At 71.7% G+C, this 24,664-nt stretch carries 24 protein-coding genes and 5 tRNA genes; 18 read left to right on the top strand and 11 right to left on the bottom strand.

Annotated features, from left to right (window positions below; translation table 11 throughout):
* Positions 1-2 precede the first annotated feature (2 nt).
* Both pyk and BN344_RS00865 read left to right on the top strand, forming a co-directional pair.
* Positions 3-1,418, top strand: coding sequence for a pyruvate kinase (gene pyk, locus BN344_RS00870; protein WP_040336654.1), 1,416 nt, complete (start codon positions 3-5; stop codon positions 1,416-1,418).
* The gene (locus tag BN344_RS00865) at positions 1,415-2,293 is read left to right on the top strand and encodes an acyl-CoA thioesterase (protein ID WP_040336653.1); all 879 of its coding nucleotides are present in this window, start codon (positions 1,415-1,417) and stop codon (positions 2,291-2,293) included. The genes pyk and BN344_RS00865 overlap by 4 nt, the downstream gene beginning before the upstream one ends.
* 29 nt (positions 2,294-2,322) lie before the next feature.
* Here the strand turns inward: BN344_RS00865 and BN344_RS00860 are convergent, their stop codons facing one another.
* Positions 2,323-3,897, bottom strand: a complete 1,575-nt coding sequence (locus BN344_RS00860; RefSeq protein WP_231486391.1) for a pyridoxal-dependent decarboxylase — start codon at positions 3,895-3,897, stop codon at positions 2,323-2,325.
* Between the two features lie 171 nt (positions 3,898-4,068).
* A tRNA-Leu gene (locus BN344_RS00855) sits at positions 4,069-4,142 on the bottom strand.
* Between the two features lie 72 nt (positions 4,143-4,214).
* Between BN344_RS00855 and BN344_RS00850 the strand changes: the two genes are divergently transcribed.
* The 7 genes from BN344_RS00850 (at position 4,215) to BN344_RS18735 (ending at position 10,905) form a co-directional block, all read left to right on the top strand.
* Complete coding sequence (locus BN344_RS00850; protein WP_040336652.1) at positions 4,215-4,814, top strand: ANTAR domain-containing response regulator; 600 nt, start codon at positions 4,215-4,217, stop codon at positions 4,812-4,814.
* A 293-nt stretch (positions 4,815-5,107) separates the two neighbouring features.
* The gene (locus BN344_RS00845) at positions 5,108-6,259 is read left to right on the top strand and encodes a branched-chain amino acid ABC transporter substrate-binding protein (RefSeq protein ID WP_040336651.1); all 1,152 of its coding nucleotides are present in this window, start codon (positions 5,108-5,110) and stop codon (positions 6,257-6,259) included.
* An 83-nt stretch (positions 6,260-6,342) separates the two neighbouring features.
* Positions 6,343-7,332 (top strand): branched-chain amino acid ABC transporter permease, encoded by a 990-nt coding sequence (locus BN344_RS00840; protein ID WP_040336650.1) that lies wholly within the window; start codon positions 6,343-6,345, stop codon positions 7,330-7,332.
* 47 nt (positions 7,333-7,379) lie between these two features.
* The gene (locus BN344_RS00835; RefSeq protein WP_051515385.1) at positions 7,380-8,516 is read left to right on the top strand and encodes a branched-chain amino acid ABC transporter permease; all 1,137 of its coding nucleotides are present in this window, start codon (positions 7,380-7,382) and stop codon (positions 8,514-8,516) included.
* Positions 8,509-9,345 carry an ABC transporter ATP-binding protein gene (locus BN344_RS00830; protein ID WP_231486390.1) on the top strand — a complete coding sequence of 279 codons (837 nt, stop codon included), beginning with the start codon at positions 8,509-8,511 and terminating at the stop codon, positions 9,343-9,345. The genes BN344_RS00835 and BN344_RS00830 overlap by 8 nt, the downstream gene beginning before the upstream one ends.
* Positions 9,345-10,061 carry an ABC transporter ATP-binding protein gene (locus tag BN344_RS00825; RefSeq protein WP_040336648.1) on the top strand — a complete coding sequence of 239 codons (717 nt, stop codon included), beginning with the start codon at positions 9,345-9,347 and terminating at the stop codon, positions 10,059-10,061. Before BN344_RS00830 ends, BN344_RS00825 begins: the two co-directional genes overlap by 1 nt.
* A 271-nt stretch (positions 10,062-10,332) precedes the next feature.
* Positions 10,333-10,905, top strand: coding sequence for a GNAT family N-acetyltransferase (locus BN344_RS18735; protein WP_051515384.1), 573 nt, complete (start codon positions 10,333-10,335; stop codon positions 10,903-10,905).
* On the opposite strand, the gene BN344_RS00815 is transcribed toward BN344_RS18735, so the two are convergent.
* Positions 10,889-11,299 (bottom strand): PaaI family thioesterase, encoded by a 411-nt coding sequence (locus BN344_RS00815; protein WP_040336647.1) that lies wholly within the window; start codon positions 11,297-11,299, stop codon positions 10,889-10,891. The genes BN344_RS18735 and BN344_RS00815 overlap by 17 nt on opposite strands.
* Positions 11,300-11,367: 68 nt before the next feature.
* Between BN344_RS00815 and polA the strand changes: the two genes are divergently transcribed.
* Both polA and BN344_RS00805 read left to right on the top strand, forming a co-directional pair.
* Positions 11,368-14,118: a DNA polymerase I gene (polA, locus tag BN344_RS00810; RefSeq protein WP_040336646.1), complete on the top strand. Its 2,751-nt coding sequence runs from the start codon at positions 11,368-11,370 to the stop codon at positions 14,116-14,118.
* 68 nt (positions 14,119-14,186) lie between these two features.
* On the top strand, positions 14,187-14,672 hold the full coding sequence (locus tag BN344_RS00805) for a P-loop NTPase family protein (RefSeq protein ID WP_051515652.1): 486 nt from the start codon (positions 14,187-14,189) through the stop codon (positions 14,670-14,672).
* Positions 14,673-14,676: 4 nt separating this feature from the next.
* On the opposite strand, the gene BN344_RS00800 is transcribed toward BN344_RS00805, so the two are convergent.
* Positions 14,677-15,531: a class I SAM-dependent methyltransferase gene (locus BN344_RS00800; protein WP_040336645.1), complete on the bottom strand. Its 855-nt coding sequence runs from the start codon at positions 15,529-15,531 to the stop codon at positions 14,677-14,679.
* 221 nt (positions 15,532-15,752) lie between these two features.
* Here BN344_RS00800 and rpsA point away from each other — a divergent pair, with 221 nt between their 5' ends.
* The gene (rpsA, locus tag BN344_RS00795) at positions 15,753-17,222 is read left to right on the top strand and encodes a 30S ribosomal protein S1 (protein ID WP_040336644.1); all 1,470 of its coding nucleotides are present in this window, start codon (positions 15,753-15,755) and stop codon (positions 17,220-17,222) included.
* Between the two features lie 170 nt (positions 17,223-17,392).
* On the opposite strand, the gene BN344_RS00790 is transcribed toward rpsA, so the two are convergent.
* The gene (locus tag BN344_RS00790; RefSeq protein WP_231486389.1) at positions 17,393-17,596 is read right to left on the bottom strand and encodes a hypothetical protein; all 204 of its coding nucleotides are present in this window, start codon (positions 17,594-17,596) and stop codon (positions 17,393-17,395) included.
* A 213-nt stretch (positions 17,597-17,809) separates the two neighbouring features.
* Here BN344_RS00790 and coaE point away from each other — a divergent pair, with 213 nt between their 5' ends.
* Positions 17,810-18,406, top strand: coding sequence for a dephospho-CoA kinase (gene coaE, locus BN344_RS00785; RefSeq protein WP_040336642.1), 597 nt, complete (start codon positions 17,810-17,812; stop codon positions 18,404-18,406).
* A 168-nt stretch (positions 18,407-18,574) separates the two neighbouring features.
* The gene (locus BN344_RS00780) at positions 18,575-19,321 is read left to right on the top strand and encodes a GAF and ANTAR domain-containing protein (protein ID WP_040336641.1); all 747 of its coding nucleotides are present in this window, start codon (positions 18,575-18,577) and stop codon (positions 19,319-19,321) included.
* A gap of 153 nt (positions 19,322-19,474) precedes the next feature.
* On the opposite strand, the gene BN344_RS00775 is transcribed toward BN344_RS00780, so the two are convergent.
* Entirely contained in the window at positions 19,475-19,750 is a 276-nt protein-coding gene (locus BN344_RS00775; protein ID WP_040336640.1) for a hypothetical protein, read from the bottom strand.
* A gap of 320 nt (positions 19,751-20,070) precedes the next feature.
* On the opposite strand from BN344_RS00775, the gene BN344_RS20030 reads away from it, so the two are divergent.
* The gene (locus BN344_RS20030) at positions 20,071-20,247 is read left to right on the top strand and encodes a hypothetical protein (protein WP_166518172.1); all 177 of its coding nucleotides are present in this window, start codon (positions 20,071-20,073) and stop codon (positions 20,245-20,247) included.
* Positions 20,248-20,258: 11 nt separating this feature from the next.
* Entirely contained in the window at positions 20,259-21,422 is a 1,164-nt protein-coding gene (locus BN344_RS00765) for a tyrosine-type recombinase/integrase (protein ID WP_166518171.1), read from the top strand.
* Positions 21,423-21,435: 13 nt separating this feature from the next.
* On the opposite strand, the gene BN344_RS00760 is transcribed toward BN344_RS00765, so the two are convergent.
* From BN344_RS00760 to BN344_RS00745, 4 genes are all read right to left on the bottom strand, one after another.
* Positions 21,436-21,510: transfer RNA gene (locus tag BN344_RS00760), tRNA-Val, on the bottom strand.
* A 56-nt stretch (positions 21,511-21,566) separates the two neighbouring features.
* Positions 21,567-21,637: transfer RNA gene (locus BN344_RS00755), tRNA-Cys, on the bottom strand.
* A gap of 41 nt (positions 21,638-21,678) precedes the next feature.
* Positions 21,679-21,750, bottom strand: a tRNA-Gly gene (locus tag BN344_RS00750).
* A 96-nt stretch (positions 21,751-21,846) separates the two neighbouring features.
* A complete protein-coding gene (locus BN344_RS00745; RefSeq protein ID WP_040336638.1) occupies positions 21,847-22,311 on the bottom strand; it encodes an SsgA family sporulation/cell division regulator in 465 nt (154 codons plus the stop codon).
* A gap of 328 nt (positions 22,312-22,639) precedes the next feature.
* Between BN344_RS00745 and BN344_RS20460 the strand changes: the two genes are divergently transcribed.
* Together BN344_RS20460 and BN344_RS00735 are read left to right on the top strand one after the other, a co-directional pair.
* Complete coding sequence (locus tag BN344_RS20460; RefSeq protein ID WP_231486388.1) at positions 22,640-23,038, top strand: TIGR02611 family protein; 399 nt, start codon at positions 22,640-22,642, stop codon at positions 23,036-23,038.
* A gap of 42 nt (positions 23,039-23,080) precedes the next feature.
* A tRNA-Val gene (locus BN344_RS00735) sits at positions 23,081-23,152 on the top strand.
* 114 nt (positions 23,153-23,266) lie between these two features.
* Here BN344_RS00735 and BN344_RS00730 read toward each other — a convergent pair.
* Positions 23,267-24,655: a multicopper oxidase family protein gene (locus tag BN344_RS00730; protein WP_040336637.1), complete on the bottom strand. Its 1,389-nt coding sequence runs from the start codon at positions 24,653-24,655 to the stop codon at positions 23,267-23,269.
* Positions 24,656-24,664: the final 9 nt, after the last annotated feature.

Raw genomic sequence — 24,664 nt, 5'->3', positions numbered from 1 at the left:
TCATGTCCCGCCGCGCCAAGATCGTCTGCACCCTCGGTCCGGCCACTGCGTCCGCCGAGCAGGTGATCGCCCTCGCCGAGTCCGGTATGGACGTCGCCCGGCTGAACTTCAGCCACGGCGCCCACGCCGACCACGCCGCCGCCTACCGGCTGGTGCGCGAGGCCTCCGACCGCACCGGTCACGCGGTCGCGGTGCTGGCGGACCTCCAGGGCCCCAAGATCCGGCTCGGCACCTTCGCCGAGGGAGCGGTCGAGTGGCCCACCGGGAGCCGGGTCGTCATCACCGTCGACGACGTCCAGGGCACCGCGGAGCGCGTGTCGACGACCTACAAGGACCTCGTCAACGACGTCGCCGTCGGGGACCGGCTGCTCGTGGACGACGGCAACCTGGCGCTGACCGTCGTCGCCGTCGAGGGCCCGGACGTCACCTGCCTGGTGGTCGAGGGCGGTCCGGTCTCGAACAACAAGGGGCTCTCGCTCCCCGGTGTGGCGGTGAGCGTGCCGGCCCTGTCGGACAAGGACGAAGCGGACCTCCGGTTCGCCCTCGGGCTGGGGGTGGACTTCATCGCGCTGTCGTTCGTCCGCTCGCCGGACGACGTCGAGCTGGTGCGCGAGATCATGCGGCAGGAGGACGTCGAGGTCCCGGTCATCGCGAAGCTCGAGAAGCCGGAGGCGGTGGAGCGGCTCGACGACATCGTCGAGGCATTCGACGGCCTGATGGTGGCCCGCGGCGACCTCGGCGTGGAGCTCCCGCTCGAGCAGGTGCCGCTGGTCCAGAAGCGGGCGATCCAGTCGGCCCGCGAGCGCAACAAACCGGTGATCGTGGCCACGCAGATGCTCGAGTCGATGATCACGAACTCGCGGCCGACGCGGGCCGAGGCCTCCGACGTCGCCAATGCGGTGCTGGACGGCGCGGATGCGGTGATGCTCTCCGGGGAGACCTCGGTGGGTGCCTACCCGATCGCGGCGGTCCGCACGATGGAACGGATCATCGACGCCGTCGAGACCGACCACATGCCCGTGCCGGAGGTGATCCGCCGGTCGCGGTCCCGCTCGGGGGCGATCGTCCGGGCGGCCAAGGACGTCGGCGAGGCGCTCGACGTCAAGGCGCTGGCCACCTTCACGCAGACCGGTGAGACCGCCCGCCGGCTCTCGGCCCTGCACCCGCGCCAGCCGCTGCTGGCCTTCACCGTCGACCCGAGGGTGCGCAGCCGGCTGGCGCTGTCCTGGGGCGTGGAGACCTTCCTCGTCCCGGAGGTGGCGCACACCGACGACATGGTGGCGCAGGTGGACTTCTCGCTGCTGTCCATCGGCCGGCTGAAGGTCGGCGACCGCGTCGTCGTCGTGGCGGGGAGCCCGCCGAACACCGTGGGTTCCACGAACCTGATCCGGGTGCACGAGGTCGGGACCGACTCGTGAGCGAGGAGACCGACGGGACGCAGGCCGCCGCCCTGCTGGCCGTCCTGGCGCTGGAGGAGCGGGAGCCCGACCTGTTCGTCGGGCAGACCCCGCGCACCGCGATGCAGCGCATCTTCGGTGGGCAGGTGGCCGGCCAGGCCCTCATGGCGGCGACGCGGACGCTGCCGGAGGGGCGCGCGGTCCACTCGCTGCACTCCTACTTCCTGCGCCCGGGCGATCCCCAGGCGGAGATCCGCTACGCGGTCGAGCGGATGCGGGACGGCCGGACCTTCAGCACCCGCCGGGTGGTCGCGTGGCAGCGGCGCGGAGACAAGGACGCCGCGATCTTCGTGCTCACCGCGGACGCGTCCGCGGGGGAGGCGGCGGTGGCGCAGCACGCCCTGCCGATGCCCGACGTCCCGGAGCCGGAGAGCCTGCCCACCTTCATGGAGCTGATGGCCGCCCGCGGCGACGAGACGCGGGTGTCGCGGAGCATCGGCCAGGCCGTGGAGCAGCGACTGCTCGAGCACCCCTGGGACCGGCCGCCGAAGACCTATCCCGACACGAAGTCCTGGGCCTGGATGCGGGTGTTCGGCCAGCTGCCCGACGACCAGGCGGTGCACGCGGCCGCCCTGACGTTCGCCAGCGACCTCAGCCTCCTCGGCGCCGGCACGGCGCGGCTGGGGGGCGGCTGGGGCACGACGATGGGGTCCAGCCTCGACCACGCCGTGTGGTTCCACCAGCCGGTGCGGGCCGACGAGTGGTTCCTCTACGAGACCGACAGTCCGGTGGCCTCGCACGGGCGGGCGCTGTGCTTCGGCCAGATCTGGTCCGCCGACGGCAGCCACGTGGCGACCGTGACGCAGCAGGGGCTCATCCGGTCACTGGAGCGCTGACCGCCGGAGTCGGCGGTGGCCAAGGCCGGTCAGGCCTGCGCGGCCTGCTCGCTCTGCTCGGTGCCCGCCCGGTTCGCGGCGTCCTCGCGCTCGGGCTCGGCGCGTGCCGCCTCGCGGGCGGCGGCCTGCTCGGCGGCCTGGGCGGCGAAGTCGGCGGCCAGCCAGTCGTGGCCCTCGCGCAGCAGCGTCCACAACCGCTCGACGTGCGCGCGGGTGGTGCTGGGCGCGCCGACCGCCACCCGCAGGACGGCGCGGCCGCTCACCGTCGTGTGGGTGAGGAAGACCTCGCCGCCGTCGTTCAGCCGCTCGAGCAGGGTCATGGTGGCGACGTCGGCGTCTACGCCGGCCGGCCAGCGCGGGGTGAGGCAGACGAGGGACAGCGGGTGGGGGCTCAGGACGTCGAACCGCTCGTCGGCCTCCGCCCAGCCGGCCAGCTCCTGGGCGAGGGCGACCGAACTCCGGATGTGGGCGCGCAGCCCCTCGGCGCCGTACCAGCGCAGCACGAACCACAGCTTCAGCGCCCGGAACCGGCGGCCCAGCGGGATCTGCCAGTCCCGGTAGTCGACGACCGTGCCGGCGTCGGTGGCGGCGTTGCGGAGGTACTCGGGGAGGATCGCCAGGGCTCCGGTGAGGGCGGTGCGGTCGGCGACCCAGAAGAGGGTGGCGTCGAAGCCGGTGAGCAGCCACTTGTGCGCATCGGTGGTGTAGCTGTCCGCCCACTCGACCCCGGCCTGGAGCTCCCGCAGCTCGGGCACCACGGCACTGACCCCGGCGTAGGCGGCGTCGACGTGCAGCCACGCACCGTGCTTCTGGCAGACCGCCCCGATCGCGGCGAGGGGGTCGACGGCGGTGGTCGACGTGGTGCCGACAGTGGCGCACACCAGCACCGGGATGTAGCCGCGGGCGACGTCGCGCTCCATGCGGGCGGCGAGCGCGCCGGGGTTCATCGCCAGGTCGCCGTCCACCTCGACGATGCGCACGGCCTCGCTGCCGAGGCCCGCGATGCGCACGGCCTTCTCCATGGAGGAATGCGTCTCCGCGGAGACGTAGACGGTGGCGCGGTCGGGCTCCACGCCGCGGCGGACGGTGCCGCCTCCGGAGGCGCGGTGCAGGGCGGCCAGCAGCGCGACCAGGTTGGCGCCGGAGCTGGAGTCCTGGACGATGCCGCCGCCGGTGCCGGTGGAGCGGAAGGACGCGGGCAGTCCGAGCAGCTCGGCGAACCAGTCCATGACGTGCTGCTCGAGCTCGGTGGCGGCGGGGCTGGTCACCCAGGACATCCCCTGGACGCCGAGCCCGGCCGAGACGAGGTCGCCGAGCACCGAGGGTCCGGAGGTGTTGGCCGGGAAGTAGCCGAAGAAGCCGGGGTGCTGCCAGTGGGTGAGGCCGGGCACGACGACGCGGTCCAGGTCCGCCAGGACGCCGGCGAACGGCTCGCCCTGCTCGGGCGGCGCAGCGGGCAGGCCGGCCCGCACGTCCCCGGGCGCGACGGTCGACCGCACCGGCAGCGACCCGATCCGCTCCCAGTAGTCCGCGATCCAGTCGACGACCTCGTGGCCGTGCTGCCGGAACTGCTCGGGAGTCATGTGCGGAACGGGCTCGGTCACGCGGAACACCCTAGGCCGGGCGGAGACGAGGACGCCGGGACGGGAGCGGAGCCGGTCCGGTCGCGGCGAGTGGGGCCCGGAGGGTCCCGCGCAGCAGCGACGGACACGCTCGCCGCGGCAGGGAACGGCACGTGGCCGCGGTGCGATCAGGAGGATCGCAGTTCAGCACAGTGCCCCCGGTGCGACTCGAACGCACACTGCGCGGGTTTTGAATCCGCTCCCTCTGCCGATTGGGGTACGGGGGCGCGCCGGGGTGGCCGGCTGCCGCGCCAGCCTAGCCGGGGCTCCAGCGGTGCCGGCATCGCTAGACTCGGCCCGTGAGCAGCGCGCCGGCCAGGGTTCTCATCGCCGAGGACGAAGCACTCATCCGCCTCGATCTCAAGGAGATGCTGGAGGAGGAGGGTTACGACGTCGTGGCCGAGGTGGGCGACGGGCAGCAGGCCGTCGACCGCGCCCGGGAGCTGACACCGGACCTGGTGATCCTGGACATCCAGATGCCCGTGCTGGACGGGCTGTCGGCGGCCGAGCAGATCGCCTCGGCGCGCATCGCGCCGGTGATCGTGCTGACCGCGTTCAGCCAGCGCGAGCTGGTCGAGCGGGCCCGCGACGCCGGCGCCATGGCCTACCTGGTCAAGCCGTTCTCCAAGAACGACCTCGTCCCGGCGATCGAGGTGGCCAGGGGGCGGTTCGCGGAGATGGCCGCGCTGGACGGCGAGGTGCGGACGCTCGGAGAGCGGCTGGCCGCCCGTCAGGTCGTCGAGAAGGCCAAGGGCGTCCTCATGGCCGAGCGGGGCATCACCGAGCCCGACGCCTTCCGGTGGATGCAGCGCACCGCCATGAACGAGCGGACGTCCATGAAGGCGTTCGCCGAGCGGATCCTCGCCGATGGTGTGCCCCCGGAGGCCGGGTCCGCCTGACGCAGCGGCCGTCCGTCGGAACGATGCCGCCACAGGCTAGGGAGCGGTCGGTTCTTCGGCGGCGGACCTCCGTCGCCGACGAAGCGACGGGTGGTCGCGCGGTTCGGCGTTCCGGGGCGGTTGCCGCCGGTCGGCAGCGATCCCACCCGGCGATCACGAGACGGTCACGAAACGTCCGGGGCCTCTCGGACTGGCGCTCGGCGCGACCTACTGTGTGCCAGCCGCTCCCACCGGGACGGCGCGACCACCGGCGTGGCCGACCAGCGGCCCGCCGATCTGGCTCTGGAGGACATGTGCGTTTCTCGGTCAAGAAGGGCGCGCCCGTGCTCGCCCTGGCGCTGGCGCTCAGCGCCTGCGGCACCTCGGGCGGCGACGACGACGAGGCCTCGGGCGGCGGTGGCGAGGCCGGCAGCTGCGAGGACGTCGCCATCGGCTACTTCGGGGCCCTGACCGGCTCCGCGGCCAACCTCGGCATCAACATCCGCAACGGTGTCGAGCTGGCGGTCAACCAGTTCAACGAGGAGAACGAGGACTGCCAGGTCACGCTGGAGGAGTACGACTCCGCCGGTGACCCGAACCAGGCCACCGGTCTGGCCACGCAGGCCATCGGTGACGAGAACGTGATCGGCATCGTCGGCCCCGCCTTCTCCGGCGAGTCCGACACCGCCGGCCCGATCTTCGCCGAGGGCGGGCTGCCGACCATCTCCGCGTCGGCCACCAACCCGGACCTCTCGCAGAACGGCTGGGACACCTTCCACCGGGTGCTCGGCAACGACGCCACCCAGGGCCCGGCGGCGGCCGCCTACATCCAGGAGCTCGGTAGCGAGAGCGTGTTCGTCGTCGACGACGCCTCGGCCTACGGTGCCGGCCTGGCCGAGATCGTGGTCGAGGACCTCGGCGACGCCGTGGTCGGCGAGGACACGATCCAGACCGGTCAGACCGACTTCTCGGCCACGGTGACCGCGATCCGCAGCTCGAACGCCGAGGCGGTGTTCTTCGGTGGCTACTACGCCGAGGCCGGCCTGCTCGTGCAGCAGATGCGGGGCGCGGGTGTCGAGGCGACCTTCGTCGTCGCCGACGGCGTGAAGGACCCGGGCTTCATCGAGGCCGCCGGCGACGCCGCCGAGGGCACCGTCATCACCTGCCCGTGCGTGCCGCCGGAGGAGGAGCAGGACTTCTACTCGGCCTTCGAGGAGGAGTTCGGCACCGCGCCGGCCACCTACTCGGCGGAGGCGTACGACGCCGCCAACGTGCTGCTCGAGGGCATCCTCGAGGGCAACACCGACCGTGAGTCCCTGCTCGAGTGGATCAACGACTACGAGGGCCAGGGCATCACGAAGAACATCACGTTCGACGAGGACGGCGAGCCGCAGGAAGTCGCCGTCTGGGCCTACATCGTCGAGGACGGCGAGATCGTGGCGGAGCAGGAGATCGAGACCGACTGATCCGCTCCTGACCCACCAGTGCGCGGCCGGGCCTCCTCACCGAGGAGACCCGGCCGCGTCGCCCACTGCCGCCCGGAGACCTCGTGTCCTTCCTGATCGACAACTTCGTCGAGCTGACCGTCACCGGTCTCGTGCTCGGCGCCGTCTACGGCCTCGTCGCCCTCGGCTACACGCTCGTCTACGGCGTGCTCCAACTGATCAACTTCGCGCACTCCGAAGTCTGGATGTTCGGCAGCTTCGCGGCGGTCTGGGTGACCGTCGCGCTCGGCGTGGCCCCCGGGAGCGCCCTGCCGGTCGTCATCGGTGTCCTGCTGCTGGCCCTGCTCGCCGCCATGACAGTGAGCGGCGGTGTCGCCCTCCTGCTGGAGCGCGTGGCCTACCGCCGGCTCATCCGCCTGGACGCCCCCCGCCTGGTGGCCCTGATCAGCGCCATCGGAGCGAGCTTCGCCCTGGCCGAGCTCATGGGTCTCCGCGACCGCGTGGCCGGCTGGTTCGGGTTGCGCGACACGCTCGATCCCTACGTCCGTTCCGCGCGTGACAACACCCGCTTCCGGAACCCGCTCGAGACCGAGGGCCTGTTCACCGTCGGCGGGTACACGGTGACCAACGTGGACCTGATCATCATCGTCAGCGCCGTCGTCATGATGGTCGCCCTGGACCAGTTCATCCGCCGGACGCGGACGGGCCGGGGGATCCGCGCGGTCGCGCAGGACTCCGAGGCAGCGGCGCTCATGGGCGTCAACCGCAACCGCATCATCCGCGCGACGTTCCTCGTCGGCGGCGTGATGGCCGGTGCGGCGGCGCTGCTCTACCTGATGCGGTTCGGCGTCACCCGCTGGAACGCCGGGTTCCTCCTCGGTGTGAAGGCGTTCACCGCCGCCGTCCTCGGAGGCATCGGCAACGTGCGCGGCGCCCTCCTCGGCGGCTTCATCCTCGGCCTGGCCGAGAACTACGGTTCGGCGCTGGTGGGCTCGGAGTGGCGCGACGTGGTCGCCTTCCTGCTCCTGGTCGTCATCCTGCTGTTCCGGCCCACCGGCCTGCTCGGCGAGAGTCTGGGGAGGGCTCGGGCATGACTCAAGGAAAGGCTTCCCCCGAGAGTTCGCCCGGTCAGGCGCGCTCCATGTCCTGGGGACCCCGGCTGGGCTGGGACCGCGGCGCCTTCGCGCGCCGCGTGACCGCCCTGCCCCGCCCGGTGAAGTGGGCACTGATCGGACTGCTGGTCCTGTTCCTGTACGCGCTGCCGCTGCTGGAGCTGCCGATCATCAGCACTCCGCGGACCGACTTCGGCGCCGTGCTCTTCACCGTGGCCAGTTACGTGCTGGTGGCCCTCGGGCTCAACATCGTCCTGGGCTACGCGGGCCTGCTGGACCTGGGCTACGTGGGCTTCTACGCCATCGGCGCCTACACGGTGGCGGTGTTCGGCTCGCTCCAGGCGCAGCTGTCGTGGTGGGTGCTGATCCCGCTGGCCGTGGTCATCACCACCATCTCCGGTCTCCTCCTGGGGTGGCCCACGCTGCGGGTGCGCGGTGACTACCTCGCGATCGTGACCCTCGGCTTCGGCGAGATCATCCGGCTCACGGCGCTCAACACCCAGTGGCTGGGCGCGGCCAAGGGCATCACCGGCGTACCGCGCCCGCCCAGCGTCGAGCTCTTCGACGTGCCCCACCTGGAGTGGGAGGGCGCGCGGGCGGTCATCGACCTCGACGACACGACGACGTTCCTGAAGTTCGGCGTGGCCGACCAGGCGCCCTACTACTGGCTCGCGCTGACGTTGATCTTCATCGTGCTGGGCGCCGACCGGATGATGCGGCTGTCCCGGGTGGGGCGGGCCTGGGAGGCCACCCGGGAGGACGAGGACGCCGCCGAGCTCATGGGCGTGCCGACCTTCCGGTTCAAGCTGCTCGCCTTCGCCACCGGTGCCTTCATCGGCGGCCTCTCCGGTGCGCTGTTCGCGTCGCGCCAGGGGTTCATCAACCCCGAGTCCTTCCTGCTCCTGCTCTCGATCCTGTTCCTGGCCGCGGTGGTCGTGGGTGGCGCGGGGAACCGCTACGGCGTGATCCTGGGTGCCATCGTGGTGGCCTACCTGCCGGAGCGGTTCCGCGGCTTCGAGGAGTGGCGACTGCTGGTGTTCGGGGTCGCGCTGCTGCTGCTGTCGAACTTCCGGCCGCAGGGGCTGCTCCCGCCGCGCCGTACCAAGCGCGCGCAGGCGGTCGACGAACAACTCGACGCCCTCGAGGAGGGAAACGTCCGTGCCTAGCACCGCCATGACCGGGGAGCCCACCCCCCGCGACGGCGCCGCGCTGCTGTCCGTGGACGACGTCAGCATCCAGTTCGGCGGGCTGAAGGCGCTGGACGGGGTGAGCTTCGACGTGCGCGAGGGCGAGATCCTCGGGCTCATCGGGCCCAACGGGGCCGGCAAGACGACCTGCTTCAACGTGATGACCGGCGTCTACCAGCCCACCTCGGGCGAGGTCCGCTTCGCGGGGGAACCGCTGGGCAAGCGCAAGCGCTTCGCGATCACTCGCCTGGGCATCGCGCGCACGTTCCAGAACATCCGGCTGTTCGGCAACATGACGGCGCTGGAGAACGTGCTGGTCGGCGCCGACGCGCATCACCGGACCAACGTGATCGACGCGCTGATCCGGTCGCCGCGCCACCGTCGCGAGGAGCGTGAAGGCGAGGAGACCGCCCGCGAGGTCATGAGGTTCCTCGGCCTGGAACGCAAGGCGGACGAACTGGCGCGCAACCTCTCCTACGGCGACCAGCGCCGGCTGGAGATCGCCCGCGCCATGGCCACCAAGCCGCGGTTGCTCTGCCTGGACGAGCCTGCCGCCGGCTTCAACCCGGCCGAGAAGGCGCAGCTCATGGACCTCATCCGGCGGATCCGTGACGTCCGCGGGCTCACCGTGCTGCTCATCGAGCACGACATGGGCCTGGTCATGGGGGTCAGCGACCGGCTGGCCGTGCTGGAGTTCGGCCGCAAGATCGCCGAGGGGACGCCCGCCGAGATCCGCAACGACCCGGCGGTGATCGCGGCCTACCTCGGCACCGAGGTCGACGAGGTGGACGAGGAGATGGAGTCCTGATGCTGCTCGATGTCGAGGGGCTGTTCGTCAACTACGGGCGCATCGAGGCCATCCGGGACATCACCTTCTCCGTCGAGCAGGGTTCGGTGGTCACGCTCATCGGGGCCAACGGCGCCGGGAAGACCACGACGCTGAAGACCCTGTCGGGGCTGCGCAAGGTGCGTGCCGGGTCGGTCCGCTTCCAGGACCGCGACATCACGCACATGGCCTCCCACGAGCGCGTGCCCCTGGGGATCAGCCAGGCGCCCGAGGGGCGGCGGATCTTCCCGGGCATGAGCGTCGTCGAGAACCTGGACATGGGCGCGTACGCGCGGCCGGACCGGGCGAAGACACGCGCGGCGGACCTGGAGCGGGTCTTCGGCCTCTTCCCGAGGCTCTACGAACGGCGCGACCAGGCGGCCGGGACGATGTCGGGCGGCGAGCAGCAGATGCTGGCCATCGGACGGGCGCTGATGTCGCGGCCGACCCTGATGCTGCTCGACGAACCCTCGATGGGGCTGGCCCCGAAGCTGATCCAGCAGATCTTCTCGATCATCATGGACATCCGGGAGCAGGGCACCACCATCCTGCTGGTGGAGCAGAACGCCGCCCAGGCGCTGAAGATCGCCGACAGCGCGTACATCCTGGAGACAGGGGAGATCGTGCGCACCGGTACGGGGCGCGAGCTCGCCGCGGACGACAGCGTGCGTGCGGCCTACCTCGGCGGCGACGTCTGAGGTCCTGAGCGGTCCCGTACGACGAGGCCCGGACGTCCCGCGACGTCCGGGCCCCGTCGCGTCCGGCCCCGGGGTCGACGGCGTGGTCGCTCACCGTCCGGTCGCATCTCGCACCGCGCGTCCCGTTCGTCACACAGGACGGCGCGCCGCCGGTACCGACCGTGCTCACGGGTGCACCCTGCGCTCAACTCGGTAGGGGGAGGCAGCTGTGCCAGGGTCTGCATCGCGGTCCAGGGTCGTCACGCGGGTTGCCCGTCCCGAGGACCTGTCCATGGTCCTGGACCTGGTCCGCCAGCACCGGATCGAGGCCCACGCCGAAGAGGTGCTGACCGGTCATCCGCCGGTGCACGCCGCCGGGGCAGGGTTCCGCCGCCTGCTCGCCGATCCCGGGCACCGCGTCGTGCTGGCGGTCCTGCCGGCCGCCGACGGCGGTACCGAGGAGGTCGGCGCCGGCGTGGGCCTGGCCGTGCTGGGGGTGGACCCCCTGTCCCTGGTCCTGGGCACGCCGCAGGTCACCGTGGACTCGTTCGTGGTGCACCGCGAGCACCGCCGGTCCGGGGTCGGCGCGGCACTCCTGGCCGCCGCCGCGGCCTACGCCGCGGACACCGGCGCGGCCTACGTGGTGGCCGCCGTGCCCCAGGACGCCGACCGGCAGCGCTTCTTCGCGCGCATGGGGTTCGCGCCGCTGACGACGCGGCGCATCGCGTCGGTCAACACGCTCGGCCGCTCGCTGGCGGCCTGGCAGCGGCGCCGGCTGGGGATCCTCCCGCTGCCGCGGCGGGTGCCCGGCGTGGGCCGGCGGCGCTCGGTGCCCCCGCTGCCCTCGGCTACTGCCGCGCGCTGAGCGTCATGCAGGTCAGCCGGGCCGTGGCGGTCGGGTTGCCCGCGTCGTCGCTCACCTGGACGAGGAAGGTCGACAGCGTGCGGCCGCGGCGCACCGGCGTGCACACCGCCGTCACCGTGCCGGAGGTCGCCGCTCGCAGGTAGCTGGCGTTGAGCTCGATGCCGACCACCTGCTTGTCCGGCCCCGCACCGATCGCCGCGGCGACCGAGCCGATCGTCTCGACCAGCGCGCAGGTGGCGCCGCCGTGCAGCAGGCCGAAGGGCTGCTCGTTGCCCGCCACCGGCATGGTCGCGACCAGGCGGTCGGGGTCGAAGTCGACGATCTCGATGCCGAGCTTGTCGTCCAGCGGGCTCCGCATGCTGCCGGGCAGCCAGTCGGGGGGAGAGGTGCTCACCCCGGCACCGTATCCCCGGCCCGGCGGGGGCCTTCGCGTGTCGGTGCCCGCAACTACGATCGGCGGCGATGTCCGCTCCGGTCTCCACCACTGTGTCCACCAGTCCTGCGCCCGCCGTCCCCTCGAGGCCCGGGACACGCCCCCGCCTGCTGCTGCTCGACGGGCACTCCCTGGCGTACCGGGCCTTCTTCGCGCTGCCTGTGGAGAACTTCTCGACCACGACCGGCCAGCCGACGAACGCCGTCTACGGCTTCACGTCGATGCTGATCAACATCCTGCGCGACGAGCAGCCCACCCACCTCGCCGTGGCCTTCGACGTGGGGCGCAAGACGTTCCGCAGCGAGATCTTCGCCGAGTACAAGGCGAACCGGTCGGAGAGCCCGACGGACTTCCGCGGGCAGGTCAGCCTGGTCCAGGAGGTGCTGGCCGCGCTGCACGTCCCGGTCATCACCGCCGAGGGCTACGAGGCCGACGACGTCATCGCCACGCTCACCGTGCAGGCCGTCGAGCAGGGCATGGACGTGCTGATCGCCACCGGCGACCGCGACGCGCTGCAGCTGGTCAACGACCACGTCACGGTGCTCTACCCCCGCAAGGGCGTCTCGGACATGACCCGCTTCACCCCGGCGGCGGTGGAGGAGAAGTACGGACTCACCCCGGCGCAGTACCCCGACTTCGCCGCGCTGCGGGGGGACCCGAGCGACAACCTGCCCAGCATCCCCAGCGTCGGGGAGAAGACCGCCGCGAAGTGGGTGCGGGAGTACGGCTCGCTCGACGCGCTCGTCGACCAGGTCGACACGGTCAAGGGCAAGGTGGGGGAGAAGCTGCGCGAGCACCTCTCCTCGGTCCTGCAGAACCGTCGGCTCACCGAGCTCGACCGTGCGGTCGAGCTGGAGCTGGGGCCGCAGGACCTCGCGGTCCAGCCATGGGACCGCAACGAGGTGCACACCCTCTTCGACAACCTGCAGTTCCGCGTGCTGCGCGACCGGCTGTTCGCGACGCTGACCAGCGCCGAGCCCGAGGTCGAGGGCGGCTTCGAGGTCGACCTCGACGAGCTCGCGCGCGGCGAACTGGCGGAGTGGCTGGACACGCACGCGCGTGGCCGCACCGGCGTGATCTTCCGCGGCACCTGGGGGCGGGGCACCGGTGAGCTCACCGGCCTCGGCCTGGCCGGCGGGAACGACCACGCCACCTTCGTCGATCTCGGTCCCGGCCTGGACGTCGCTGACGAGCAGGCGCTGGCCGCGTGGCTGGCCGACCCGGACCGAACCAAGGTGGTGCACGAGGTCAAGGGCCCGCTGCTGGCGATCTGGTCCCGCGGCTGGGAGCTGGCCGGGACGGTCAGCGACACCGCGCTGGCGGCCTACCTCGCCCTGCCGGGGCAGCGCTCGTTCGACCTGGGCGACCTCGCGGTGCGCTACCTGCGCCGCGAGCTCAAGGACACCGCCGAGCCGGAGGGTCAGCTCACCCTCGACGGGCTCGGCCCCACCGACGACGACGTCGCCCGCGAGGCCGCGCACGCCGACGTCCTCAAGGCGGTGGCGGTCAACGACCTGTCCGACGCCCTCGAGCAGGTGCTGGCCTCGAAGGGCGGCGACGCGCTGCTCGGTGGCATCGAGCTGCCGCTGACGCGGGTGCTGGCCGCCATGGAGTACCGCGGCATCGCCGTCGACCTGGACTTCCTGCACGACCTGCAGCGCGAGTTCGCCGAGGGCGTCGCCGCCGCGGCCGCCGAGTGCTACGCGGTCATCGGCCGCGAGGTGAACCTGGGGTCACCCAAGCAGCTCCAGACGGTGCTCTTCGACGAGCTGGGCCTGCCCAAGACGAAGAAGAACAAGACCGGCTACACCACCGACGCCGAGGCGCTGACCTCGCTGCTGGCCTCGACCGGCCACCCGTTCCTCGAGCACCTGCTCCGGCACCGCGATGTGACCCGCCTGCGCACGGTCATCGACGGGCTGATCCCGATGGTCGACGACGCCTCGCGGATCCACACCACGTTCCAGCAGACGATCGCCGCCACCGGGCGGCTGTCCTCGACCGACCCGAACCTGCAGAACATCCCGATCCGCACCGCGGAGGGGCGCCGGATCCGGCAGGCGTTCGTCGTCGGGTCGGGGTACGAGTCGCTGATGACGGCGGACTACAGCCAGATCGAGATGCGGATCATGGCCCACCTCTCCGGCGACGAGGGGCTTATCGAGGCGTTCATGTCGGGGGAGGACCTGCACTCCTTCGTCGCCTCGCGCGCCTTCGACATCCCGATCTCCGAGGTCGACCCGGAGATGCGCCGCCGGATCAAGGCGATGAGCTACGGCCTGGCGTACGGCTTGAGCGCCTACGGGCTGTCCCAGCAGCTGCGCATCTCCACCGACGAGGCGAAGCGTCAGATGGACGCCTACTTCGAGCGCTTCGGCGGCATCAAGGAGTACCTGGAGACCGTCGTCGACGAGGCCCGGCTCACCGGTTACACGGAGACCACGCTGGGCCGGCGCCGCTACCTGCCCGACCTCACCAGCGACAACCGGCAGCGCCGCGAGATGGCGGAGCGCATGGCGCTCAACGCCCCGATCCAGGGTTCGGCGGCCGACGTCATCAAGGTGGCGATGCTCAACGTCGAGCAGGCGATCGCCGCCGAGGGGCTGAGGTCCCGGATGCTGCTCCAGGTGCACGACGAACTGGTGCTCGAGGTGGCGCCGGGGGAGAAGGACGCCCTGGAAGCCGTGGTCCGCCGCGAGATGGCCGGCGCCGCCAGCCTCTCGGTGCCGCTGGAGGTCTCGGTCGGCTTCGGCCGCACCTGGAACGACGCAGCCCACTGAACGAGGGGTCCCTCGCGGGCCTCCAGCGGGTGCTGGTCGCCGGGAGCAGTGGCGCGGGGAAGACGACGATGGCTCGGGCGCTGGCCGAGCTGCTCGGCGTCCCGCACACAGAGCTGGATGCGCTCTGGCACGGTCCCGGCTGGGTGCCCCGGCCCGAGTTCCGGGCCGACGTCGACGCGATGCTCGCAACGGGTCGGTGGGTGACCGAGTACCAGTACCGGCCCGTGAAGGCGAACCTCCTGGCCGCGGCCGAGGCCGTGGTGTGGCTCGACCACCCGTTCCCGGTGGTCGCCTGGCGGCTGCTGCGCCGGTCGGTCGTCCGGGCGGTCACCGGCCGCGCCTACTGGAACGGCAACCGGGAGAGCTTCGCGATGTGGCTGCACGCCTCGCATCCACTGCGCATCGTGCTCAGCCGGGAGTTCTGGGCCAAGCGGCGGCGCACCGAGGCCGAACTGGCCGGCGCGGCGTCGCGAGGGGTCGTCGTCGTGCGGCTGCGGGGTGCTCGGCGGGCGCGCCGGTGGCTGCGCCGACAGCCACGCTTCAGCCTCGACTAGAGGTTCAGGGTCGGCGGCAGACCAGGACGAGCGTCCCGGGGATCAGGGCGCCGCGCTCGGGGGACCACTGACCCCACGTCTCCGTGCGGCCCGGCGTCCACTCGGGCTCGATGAGGTCCTCCAGCACCAGGCCGGCGCCCACGACCGCGCGCACCCAGTCGCCGACGGTGCGGTGGTGCTCGACGTACACCGTGCGACCTGATCCGTCGGTCTCGACGTAGGGCCGGCGGTCGAAGTAGGACGAGGTGACCCGGAGGTCGTCGGGGTCGGGGGAGTCGGGGAAGACCCAGCGCAGCGGGTGGTTCACCGATGCGACGAAGCGGCCGCCGGGCCGCAGCACCCGCGCGATCTCGGCCAGCACCGCGCCCGCGTCGGCGACGAAGGGCAGACCGCCGAACGCGGAGCAGACGACGTCGATACCGGCGTCGGCCAGGGGGAGGGCCCCGGCGTCGGCCTGCAGCAGGGGGACGGCGACCCCGGTGGTGCGGTTGAGCTCGGCGGCGCGGTCCAGCATGCCGCCCGAGATGTCCGTCGCGATGACGTCGGCGCCTTGTCGCGCCAGCCAGCGAGCGCACGGCGCCGACCCGCACCCGACCTCCAGCACCCGCCGCCCGCGGACGTCACCGAGCAGGCGGGCGTCGGCCTCCCGGAGCCCCTCCGGACACCACAGGAAGTCGACGTCCCCGAGGTCGGAGCCGTGCTCGGCGAGGTAGGCCGGTGCGGCGGCGTCCCACCACCGGCGGCTGGCCCGGGCCGACTCGTCCTGGCCGGCAGGCCGGCGGGCCACCCCGCCGGCTGCGGGATATCCGTCGCCACCGAGCGGCAGCGGCCCGGCACCGGGGGAGGGGGAGGCGCTCATGACACGCCGATGGTGACACGCCGCGACGGCCGGTAGCGCGCACGGACCCAGGTGGACCCGGGGGTCGCGACGTCCGTACCATGGGGGATGCGCCAGAGGTCTGTCGTGGTTTTCCCCACACGGAACGCCAGAGCCGGCTCTCCCCGCTGAACATCCCCCGTGGCCTGCCGGTCGCGGGTCGTCCTGTCCCTACGCATAAACCGTCCGGAGCAACCAACCACATGACCTCCACTCAGGTCCGTCCTTCCAGCACCCCCCAGGTCGCCATCAACGACATCGGCAGCGCCGAGGACTTCCTCGCTGCCATCGACCAGACGATCAAGTACTTCAACGACGGCGACATCGTCGAGGGCGTCATCGTCAAGGTCGACCGGGACGAGGTGCTGCTGGACATCGGCTACAAGACCGAGGGCGTCATCCCCTCGCGCGAGCTCTCCATCAAGCACGACGTCGACCCCAACGAGGTCGTCAAGGTCGGCGACGAGGTGGAAGCCCTGGTTCTCCAGAAGGAGGACAAGGAAGGGCGGCTGATCCTCTCCAAGAAGCGCGCACAGTACGAGCGCGCCTGGGGCACGATCGAGGCCAAGAAGGAAGCCGACGAGGTCGTCACCGGCACCGTCATCGAGGTCGTCAAGGGTGGCCTCATCCTCGACATCGGCCTCCGCGGGTTCCTCCCGGCGTCGCTGGTCGAGATGCGCCGCGTGCGCGACCTGCAGCCCTACGTGGGCCGTGAGCTCGAGGCGAAGATCATCGAGCTCGACAAGAACCGCAACAACGTCGTCCTCTCCCGGCGCCAGTGGCTGGAGCAGACGCAGTCCGAGGTCCGCAGCGAGTTCCTCAACAAGCTCGCCAAGGGTCAGGTCCGCACGGGTGTCGTGTCCTCGATCGTCAACTTCGGTGCGTTCGTCGACCTGGGCGGCGTGGACGGCCTCGTGCACGTCTCCGAGCTGTCCTGGAAGCACATCGACCACCCGTCCGAGGTCGTCGAGGTGGGCCAGGAGGTCACCGTCGAGGTCCTCGACGTCGACCTGGACCGCGAGCGGGTCTCCCTGTCGCTGAAGGCGACGCAGGAGGACCCGTGGCGTCAGTTCGCCCGCACCCACCAGATCGGGCAGGTCGTCCCGGGCAAGGTCACCAAGCTCGTTCCCTTCGGTGCGTTCGTGCGCGTCGACGAGGGCATCGAGGGCCTGGTGCACATCTCCGAGCTGGCCGAGCGCCACGTCGAGATCCCCGAGCAGGTCGTGCAGGTCGGCGACGAGCTCCTGGTCAAGGTCATCGACATCGACCTGGACCGGCGCCGGATCTCGCTGTCCCTCAAGCAGGCCAACGAGGGCACCGTCGGCGAGGACGAGCAGTTCGATCCGGCCGCCTACGGCATGGCCGCGTCCTACGACGCCGAGGGCAACTACCTGTACCCCGAGGGCTTCGACCCCGACACGGGCGAGTGGCGCGAAGGCTTCGAGTCCCAGCGCGAGGAGTGGGAGCGGCAGTACGCCGAGGCCCAGGCCCGCTTCGAGGCGCACCAGAAGCAGATCGCGGCGGCCAAGGAGGCCGACGCCGAGGCTGCCGCCGGTGGCAGCTACTCCAGCGACGACGCTGCTGGCCCCGACGCCCCGGCCAGCACCGGCGGCACCCTGGCCAGCGACGAGGCCCTGGCCGCACTGCGGGCCAAGCTGGCCGGCGGCGAGTGACCCAGGTCGGGTGCTGATCGCTGCGCCCTGACACCCCGGAGGCCCAGGACCCACGTGGTCCTGGGCCTTCGGCGTTCTCCGGGCTGCGCCGACCTCCGGACACGCCAGAGGCCCCGTGGACCAGTGGTCCACGGGGCCTCTCGCGGCGTCGGCGAGGGAGGCGGGCCCGGCTAGAGGCTGAGGATGATGGCGAACGCGGTGCGGGGCCGGCCGCCGTTGCCGGCGAGGAACGACCAGGTGTGCCGGCCGGCCGGGGGCGTCTGCACCAGCCAGCGGAGGAAGGAGTTGCGCGGGCCGGCGACCGGCCGCTGGAACTCCATGCGCTCGCGGACGGCGGGGATGTCCGAGCACCGCACGCCGGTGGGCGCACCCACGCGGTGACGGCCGGCGCCACGACGGGCAGCGCGGGTCGACGGGGCGCCAGCAGGACTGTGACGGGACATGGTGGTTCTGCCTCTCTCGGCGGGGAAGATCGCCGGGTCGGACGTTAGGTCGTGTGACTGGTGTGACTGGTGCGACGCGCGGGAGACATCGCCGCGTGTTACCTCTCCGTGATCTGCCCCCCGCCCGGTCGCTACTCTGCGCACATGCTGCGGATCGGACTGACCGGTGGGATCGGCTCGGGCAAGAGCACCGTCTCGGCCCTGCTGGCGTCCCGCGGGGCGATCGTCATCGACGCCGACCGCATCGCACGGGAGGTCGTGGAGCCGGGCACCGCAGGGCTGGCCGCGGTGGTCGAGGCGTTCGGCGACGGCGTCCTGACGGCGGACGGCACGCTGGACCGCCCCGCCCTGGCCGGAGTCGTCTTCGCCGACCCGGCCGCACGGGCCCGGCTGGACGGCATCATTCATCCGCTGGTGCGCGAGACGGCGGGCCGGCTGACCGCGGCCGCGCCGCAGGACGCCGTCATCGTCAACGACGTGCCGCTCCTGGTGGAGACCGGGCAGGCCGGCTCCTACGACCTCGTGCTCGTCGTCGAGGTCGACCTGCCCACCCGCCTGGCGCGGCTCGTGGAGCGCGGCATGACCGAGGACGACGCCCGGGCGCGCATCGACGCCCAGGCCACCGACGAGCAGCGGCGGGCCGTCGCGGACGTCGTGCTGGACAACAGCGGCAGCCGGGAACAGCTGGCCGAGCAGGTGGACCGGTTCTGGCGGGAACGCGTGGAACCGGCGCGTGCCTGACCTCGGGCTACCGCGCCTCGACGCTGCGAGCGGCCGTATCGCTCGCGATCGGCCTGGTCTAGTCTGAGGCCGTCTGCGTCACACAGTCGGCGCGCGCGTGCGGGTCCCGAATCGTTCGGGGTCCTGCCGAGGTCATCCGCCCCGGTGCCTATCCGGAGGCCGAGGCCTGTGTCCAGCAACCATGCGTCCCGTTCGAGCCGCGCCGACGAGGCGCTCGAGCAGCTCGGCCGGCTCAGTCTTCGCGGCCAGCCCCTCGAGGCCCTCCTGCAGCGGGTGGTGGACCTGTCCAAGTCCGTCCTGCCCGGCGACCCCGAGGCGTCGATCTACGTCAGGGTCCAGAATCGGCCGTCGACGATGGTGTCCACCGGCGAGCTCGCCACCGCGCTGGACGAGGTCCAGTACAGCCAGGACGCCGGGCCCTGCCTGCATGCGGCCGCGACCGGAGAGCTGGTCGAGATCCTCGACACCCGCATCGAGTCCCGGTGGGCCGAGTACTCGCGCCGGGCAGCCGAGCACGGCAACCTCAGCTCCCTGTCGGTGCCCCTGGCGATCGACGACGACATGATCGGCGCGCTGAACATCTACGCCCGTCGCCCGCGCGCCTTCGACGAGGACAGCAAGGCCGAAGCCACCCGCTTCGGCCCGTACGCCGCGGTGGCGCTGGGCAACATCCACGCGTACAGCACCGCCCGGGATCTCGCCGACAACCTGCAGGCGGCGATCGAGTCCCGCGCCGTCATCGACCAGGCGAAAGGCATCCTCATGGAGCGGCACAAGCTCACCGCTGACCAGGCCTTCCAGCTGCTCGCCCAGGTCTCGATGCGCACCAACACCAAGGTGCGCGAGATCGCGGACACCCTGGTGCACACCGGCGTCCTGCCGTCCCCGGACGGGCCGGGCGAGACGTCCGGGTGACCCGACCGGACGGTCAGCGTGTGAGCACCTGCTGAGGTGAGCGCGCCGCGGTCGGGAACTCCGTAGGGTCGGGACCAGCCAAGGGGGTTGAACACCGCAGCCTCCGGGTCAGGCTCTCGTCGGTCCACACTGCGGCTGGCGGGAGTCGCCCCCTCAGCGGTGCCTCTCGCCCTCCTCGCGGCCGTACCGGTCCCATCGGGATTCGTTGAAGCGAGCGCGGTTCTCCTCGGTGGGCCAGCCGTGGGCGCGTCCGTACTTCTGCACCGTGTTCGGGGAGAGCCCGAGCTCGGACACCGCCCGTACGGACGCCCCGCTCCCGAGGGCCTGGGCGACGGCCCGCTCCAGTTCGTCCTGGGCGGCGCGCACGCCGGCGAGCGCGGCGGTGATGCGCTCCCCGTCCTCGTCGCTGACCGGGCGGGCATCGGGCACGACACCGAGGCTAGGTGCCCGGGCGCCGGGGGACCACCTGGGTCCGAGGCCGGCCTGCGCAATGCGGAAAGCCCCACCGGCGGCGGACCGCAGGTGGGGCGTGGTGGGCGATACTGGGATCGAACCAGTGACCTCTTCCGTGTCAGGGAAGCCAGGGCATCGCGCTGACCTGCGGCAACGCGCTGAGCTGGTCGTTCATCCCACTACATCGGTTCTATATGCCTAGGTATGTGGAAGTGCTTACACATGATTTACACACGTCGACCTTTGCCAACACACACGCCCAGCCGTGATGGACCGCTACCGACTGGGCGGCGCTGATGCTGATCCCCTCGGCCATGTTCGCCGAGGCGTGGGCCGGCTGTCTCGACCTCGAGGCGATGGCCGAGTTCTGCGGGGTCGACGTGCCGATGTTCCGGGCGCGCATCCGTGCGGCGTCGGACGCGGATCAGGACGCCGCTATCGCCGCGATCACGGACACGCGCCTGTCGGCCTGAGAGAATGGGGCATGGCACCCAAGCCGACAAAGCTCCCGTCCGGTAGCTGGAACACCAAGGTCCGGCTACCGGACGGCTCGCGCCGAAGCATCACCGACCCCCTCAAGCGAGTCGTGGAGCAGAAGGCTCGCGACCTCGAAGCCACGTTCGCCCGCGGCTCTTCTGTCGTCGTGGACGGCAAGCTGACCGTGGGAGACTGGGCAGCGAAGTGGTTCGCGGCCCGGCGGGTGGCACCGAACACGGCCGCGAAGAACGACTCCCACTGGCGCATCCACATCAAGCCGCGGTGGGCGTCGTGGCCGCTGGCGCAGATCGACCGCCTGGACGTGCAGGCGTGGGTGAACGACATGGCGGACGCCGGGCTGGGGGCTCCGACGATCTCGGCGGCGTACAACCTGCTGTCGAAGATGCTCGCGGACGCGGTGCTGTCGAACAAGCTGCACGCCTCGCCGTGTGTGGAGGTGACGCTGCCGAGGATCGTGAAGCCTGCGGAGCGGTGGCTGACGCGCCACGAGTACGACCGCATTCAGTTGGCGCTCGCCAACCGCACCCTACAGGTGCCGCGCACCGACCGGACGGAGCCGGATCCGCTGGCGCCGATGTGGCAGGCGTTCGTCGGGCTCGGCTGCTTCTCCGGTCTGAGACCTGGGGAGCTCGCCGGCCTCGACGTGGAGCACATCGACTTCGACCGAGGCCTGGTCCGGGTGGAGCAGGTGAACACGCGGTACGGGATGCGGGACGGCGGCAAGACCGAGTCGGCGTCGCGGCTGGTCCCGTTCCCGCCGGAGGTCGGGGACCTGCTGTGGCGGTGGGCGGGGGATCGTGCGACCGGGCCGTTGTTCACCGCGCCGGAAGGTGGGCGCGTGGAGGACCGCAACTTCGCTCGCCGCGTGTGGGATCCGGCGCTGCGGGAGGCGGGCGTTGCGCCGGGGAAGCCGTACCTGATGCGACACACGTGTGCGTCGTGGCTGGTGCAGGCGGGCGTGCCAGACCGGGAGATCCAGAAGATCCTCGGCCACTCGTCGGCGCGGCTGATCAGCGTGTACGCGCACCTGTCGCCGGACGCGCACGAAAGCGTGCGGGCTGCGTGGGCGAGCGACCCCGGCGCCGCGACCCACGCCTTACACACGCCCGGAAAGCAAGAGAGCCCCAGCCCTGGTGGGCTGGGGCTCTGACCTGCGGCTTTGCTGGTGGGCGATACTGGGATCGAACCAGTGACCTCTTCCGTGTCAGGGAAGCGCGCTACCGCTGCGCCAATCGCCCGGCCCGGCCTCGCGACCGGTCCCTCCTCCGCGCTCGTGCTCCGCGTGAGGAGAACGAGGTGGAGACGGGATTTGAACCCGTGTAGACGGCTTTGCAGGCCGTTGCCTCGCCTCTCGGCCACTCCACCGCACGCGGGCGCCAGTCTCTCGACCAGCGCCCGAGGTTCCGAGCGGATGACGGGATTCGAACCCGCGACCCTCACCTTGGCAAGGTGATGCTCTACCACTGAGCCACATCCGCAGTGCGTGGAGAACTCTAACCGACCGTCCTGGGCCCTCCAAGCAGGGGGGTCCGGCCCCGCCGCACCCTGGGGTGCGACCGGGCCGTTCCCGCAGGTCAGCGGCCGGAGGGGTCCGCCCCGCCGTTGGACAGCAGCACGTGCAGCTCGTCGTCGAGGTCGAGCAGGTCGCTCTCCGTGCCCGACGGCACCAGGGCCTCGGTCTGGCGGAGGAAGCCCGCGACGACGGCGCGGGAGAGCTCGAACAGCGCCTCGCCCGAGGGTGCGCGCAGGTGCAGGAAGAGCACGTCGCTGGCCGCGTGGGCCGGCCAGACGCGCACGTCGCCCTCGCCGGAGGGCCGGTCGAGACCGGACTGGAGCAGTTCGCGGCTCACCAGCCACGCGATGCCCTCGTCGGTGTCGACGACCTGTCGGTCGTCACCGATCTCGCCGAACGCGATGCGCACGGCGAAAGGGTCAGTGGCGTCGTAGCAGAGCAAGGCCGGCACCTCGGTCCACGACTGCGGACCGATCAGCTGCAGCGTGATGGGCGAGGTGTGCCCTGGGTTCCAGCGGCTGGTCATGTCAGGTCAACGACGTTCCGACGCGGGGGTGACGCGCGGCGCCACTCCTGTCACAACTGTCCCACCGGCCCCGGATCTCGGTCATGGTCCTGTGTGTGTCCGCCGAGAAGGGTTCGGAAACAGGATTGGGACGGACGTGACGGATGGTGTCGAGAACCGGACTCCGGATCCGCGCCCGCCCGTAAGCTGCTGGCGGCCGTCGACGCGACGGAGCAGGCGTGATGGGGGAGGTGGCGAGCTGAGCGGACAGGAGACCGCGGCTCCGCCGGACCGGCACCCGGGGGCCGAGACGCGGGACGAGCGACGAGCCCGGTACGACGCGGACGACGTGAACAGCCTGCGGGAGCGGGTGGCCGACACCGCCTGGCGCAGACGGCTCGCCCGGCGCCGCAGCATCGACCACGCCTATCGGGTCGCCGTCGGGCTGGTCGGGTCCCTGATCGTGTGCGTCGGCCTGGTCACCATCCCGCTGCCCGGGCCGGGCTGGCTGACGGTGATCGCCGGCCTGTTCGTCCTGGCCAGCGAGTTCACCTGGGCCGAACGTCTCCTGGAGTTCACCAAGGCGCACGTGAAGCGCTGGACGGAGTGGGTCGCCGCCCAGCGCTTGTGGGTCCGGCTGGTGCTGGCCGCGGCCACCGCGGCGTTCGTCTACGGGGCGGTGGTCGTGACGCTGCACATCGTGGGCGTGCCCGACTGGGTGCCGGGGTGGCTTCCGCTCTGGCGCTGAGCGTCTGGCACAATTCGTGCAGCGGTCCTGCGGGACCGCGCCGGGCGATTGGCTCAGTGGTAGAGCGCTTCGTTCACACCGAAGAGGTCACTGGTTCGAACCCAGTATCGCCCACCGGCACAGAGGGCCAGGTGAACCCGGAGACCCGGGGAGCCTGGCCCTTCGTCGTCCCCAGGACCGGCGCGGACCAGCGGGGCCGGTCGGGCGCCCGCGCTCCCCTCCGGGGGGTCACGAGGGCAGGTACCGCACCAGGCGGACCATGCCGTCCTCCATGTGGTGGTGGTTGTGGCAGTGGAACAGCCAGTCGCCGGGGTTGGTGGCGAGGAAGTCGAAGGTGACCATGCCGTTCCGCGCCGGCACGGAGACCGTGTCCTTGACCGGCCCGCGGCCCGACGGCGTCAGCACCTGGAAGTGATGGCCGTGCAGGTGCATGGGATGCCACTTGGCGCTGGTGTTCCGCATGGTGACCCGTACCCACTCGCCCTCGGCGACCGGCAGCGGGTCGGCGTCGGGGAAACTCTGCCTGTCGATCTGCGTGCCCGAGAGGACCAGGTCGTACTGGCGGTCGGGCGTTCCCGAAGGCAGCGCCAGCGGCTCGACGGCGAGGAGTTCGTCGTAGGAGACCAGGCGCCCGTCCAGCTCCGCCGGGCGGTCGTGGGCGACGGGGGCAGCCGACGCCTGGCTGCCGGTGTACCGCAGCACCGCCCGACCCCAGCCACGGCGCCCCTCCGCCTGGACGCCCAGCTGCCACACGCCTCCGGGCTGTGCTGCCTCGACGAGCACGTCGTAGCGCTCGCCCATGCCCAGCCGCAGGGCGTCGACCGTCACCGGCTCCACCGGCATGCCGTCGGAGTGCGTGACCGTGAGCCGATGGCCGGCGATCGCGAAGCGGAAGCCGGTGTCCGCGGCGATGTTCATGACCCGCAGCCGCAGCCGGTCGCCGGGGCGCGCCTCGAACACCGCGGCGTCCTCCGGTGGGCGGCCGTTGACCAGCAGCAGGGGGTAGACCCGGCCGCCGAAGGAGACCAGGTCGGCCGGGTCGGGGTCCTCCTCGGCAGGGGCCGAGCCCTGGCCGGCATGGCCGGCGTGGTCGTCCACGCCGTCCCGCCAGTCGTCCAGCATCAGCGTGTACTCGCGGTCGTAGGCGAGCTCCTCGGTCCGCGGCTCGACGATCAGTGGCCCGTACAGCCCGCGGTCGAGCTGCATGCCGACGTGCGCGTGGTACATGAAGGAGCCGGCGATCGCGGTCTCGAACTCGTAGGTGAACCCCTCACCCGACGCCACCGGCTCCTGGGTGATCCCGGGGACGCCGTCCATCCCGTTCGGCGGTGCCAGCCCGTGCCAGTGGACGGTCGTGTCCTCCGGGAGCTCGTTCTCCAGCTGGACGCGCATGACGTCCCCGGCGCGCAGCCGGATCTCGGGGCCGGGCACCGTGCCGTACCCCCAGGTCGGCACCGAGCGGCCGGCCAGGTCCAGCCGCATCGGTGCGGCCGTGAGCCGCAGGCCCCCCGCTGTCGGGGGACCTGCGGCCGGCGACTGCTTCGCGGAACAACCCGTGAGCAGCGACAACCCGGCGACGGCGGTCAGCCCGAGGAACTGGCGTCGTGTCGCCGGCATCCGAGAACA

The organism is Candidatus Blastococcus massiliensis AP3, from assembly GCF_000582785.1.
In the GTDB taxonomy this organism is placed as follows: domain Bacteria; phylum Actinomycetota; class Actinomycetes; order Mycobacteriales; family Geodermatophilaceae; genus Blastococcus; species Blastococcus massiliensis.
Note: the sequence above shows the minus strand (reverse complement) of the source record. Positions and strands in the feature narration are given on the sequence as shown.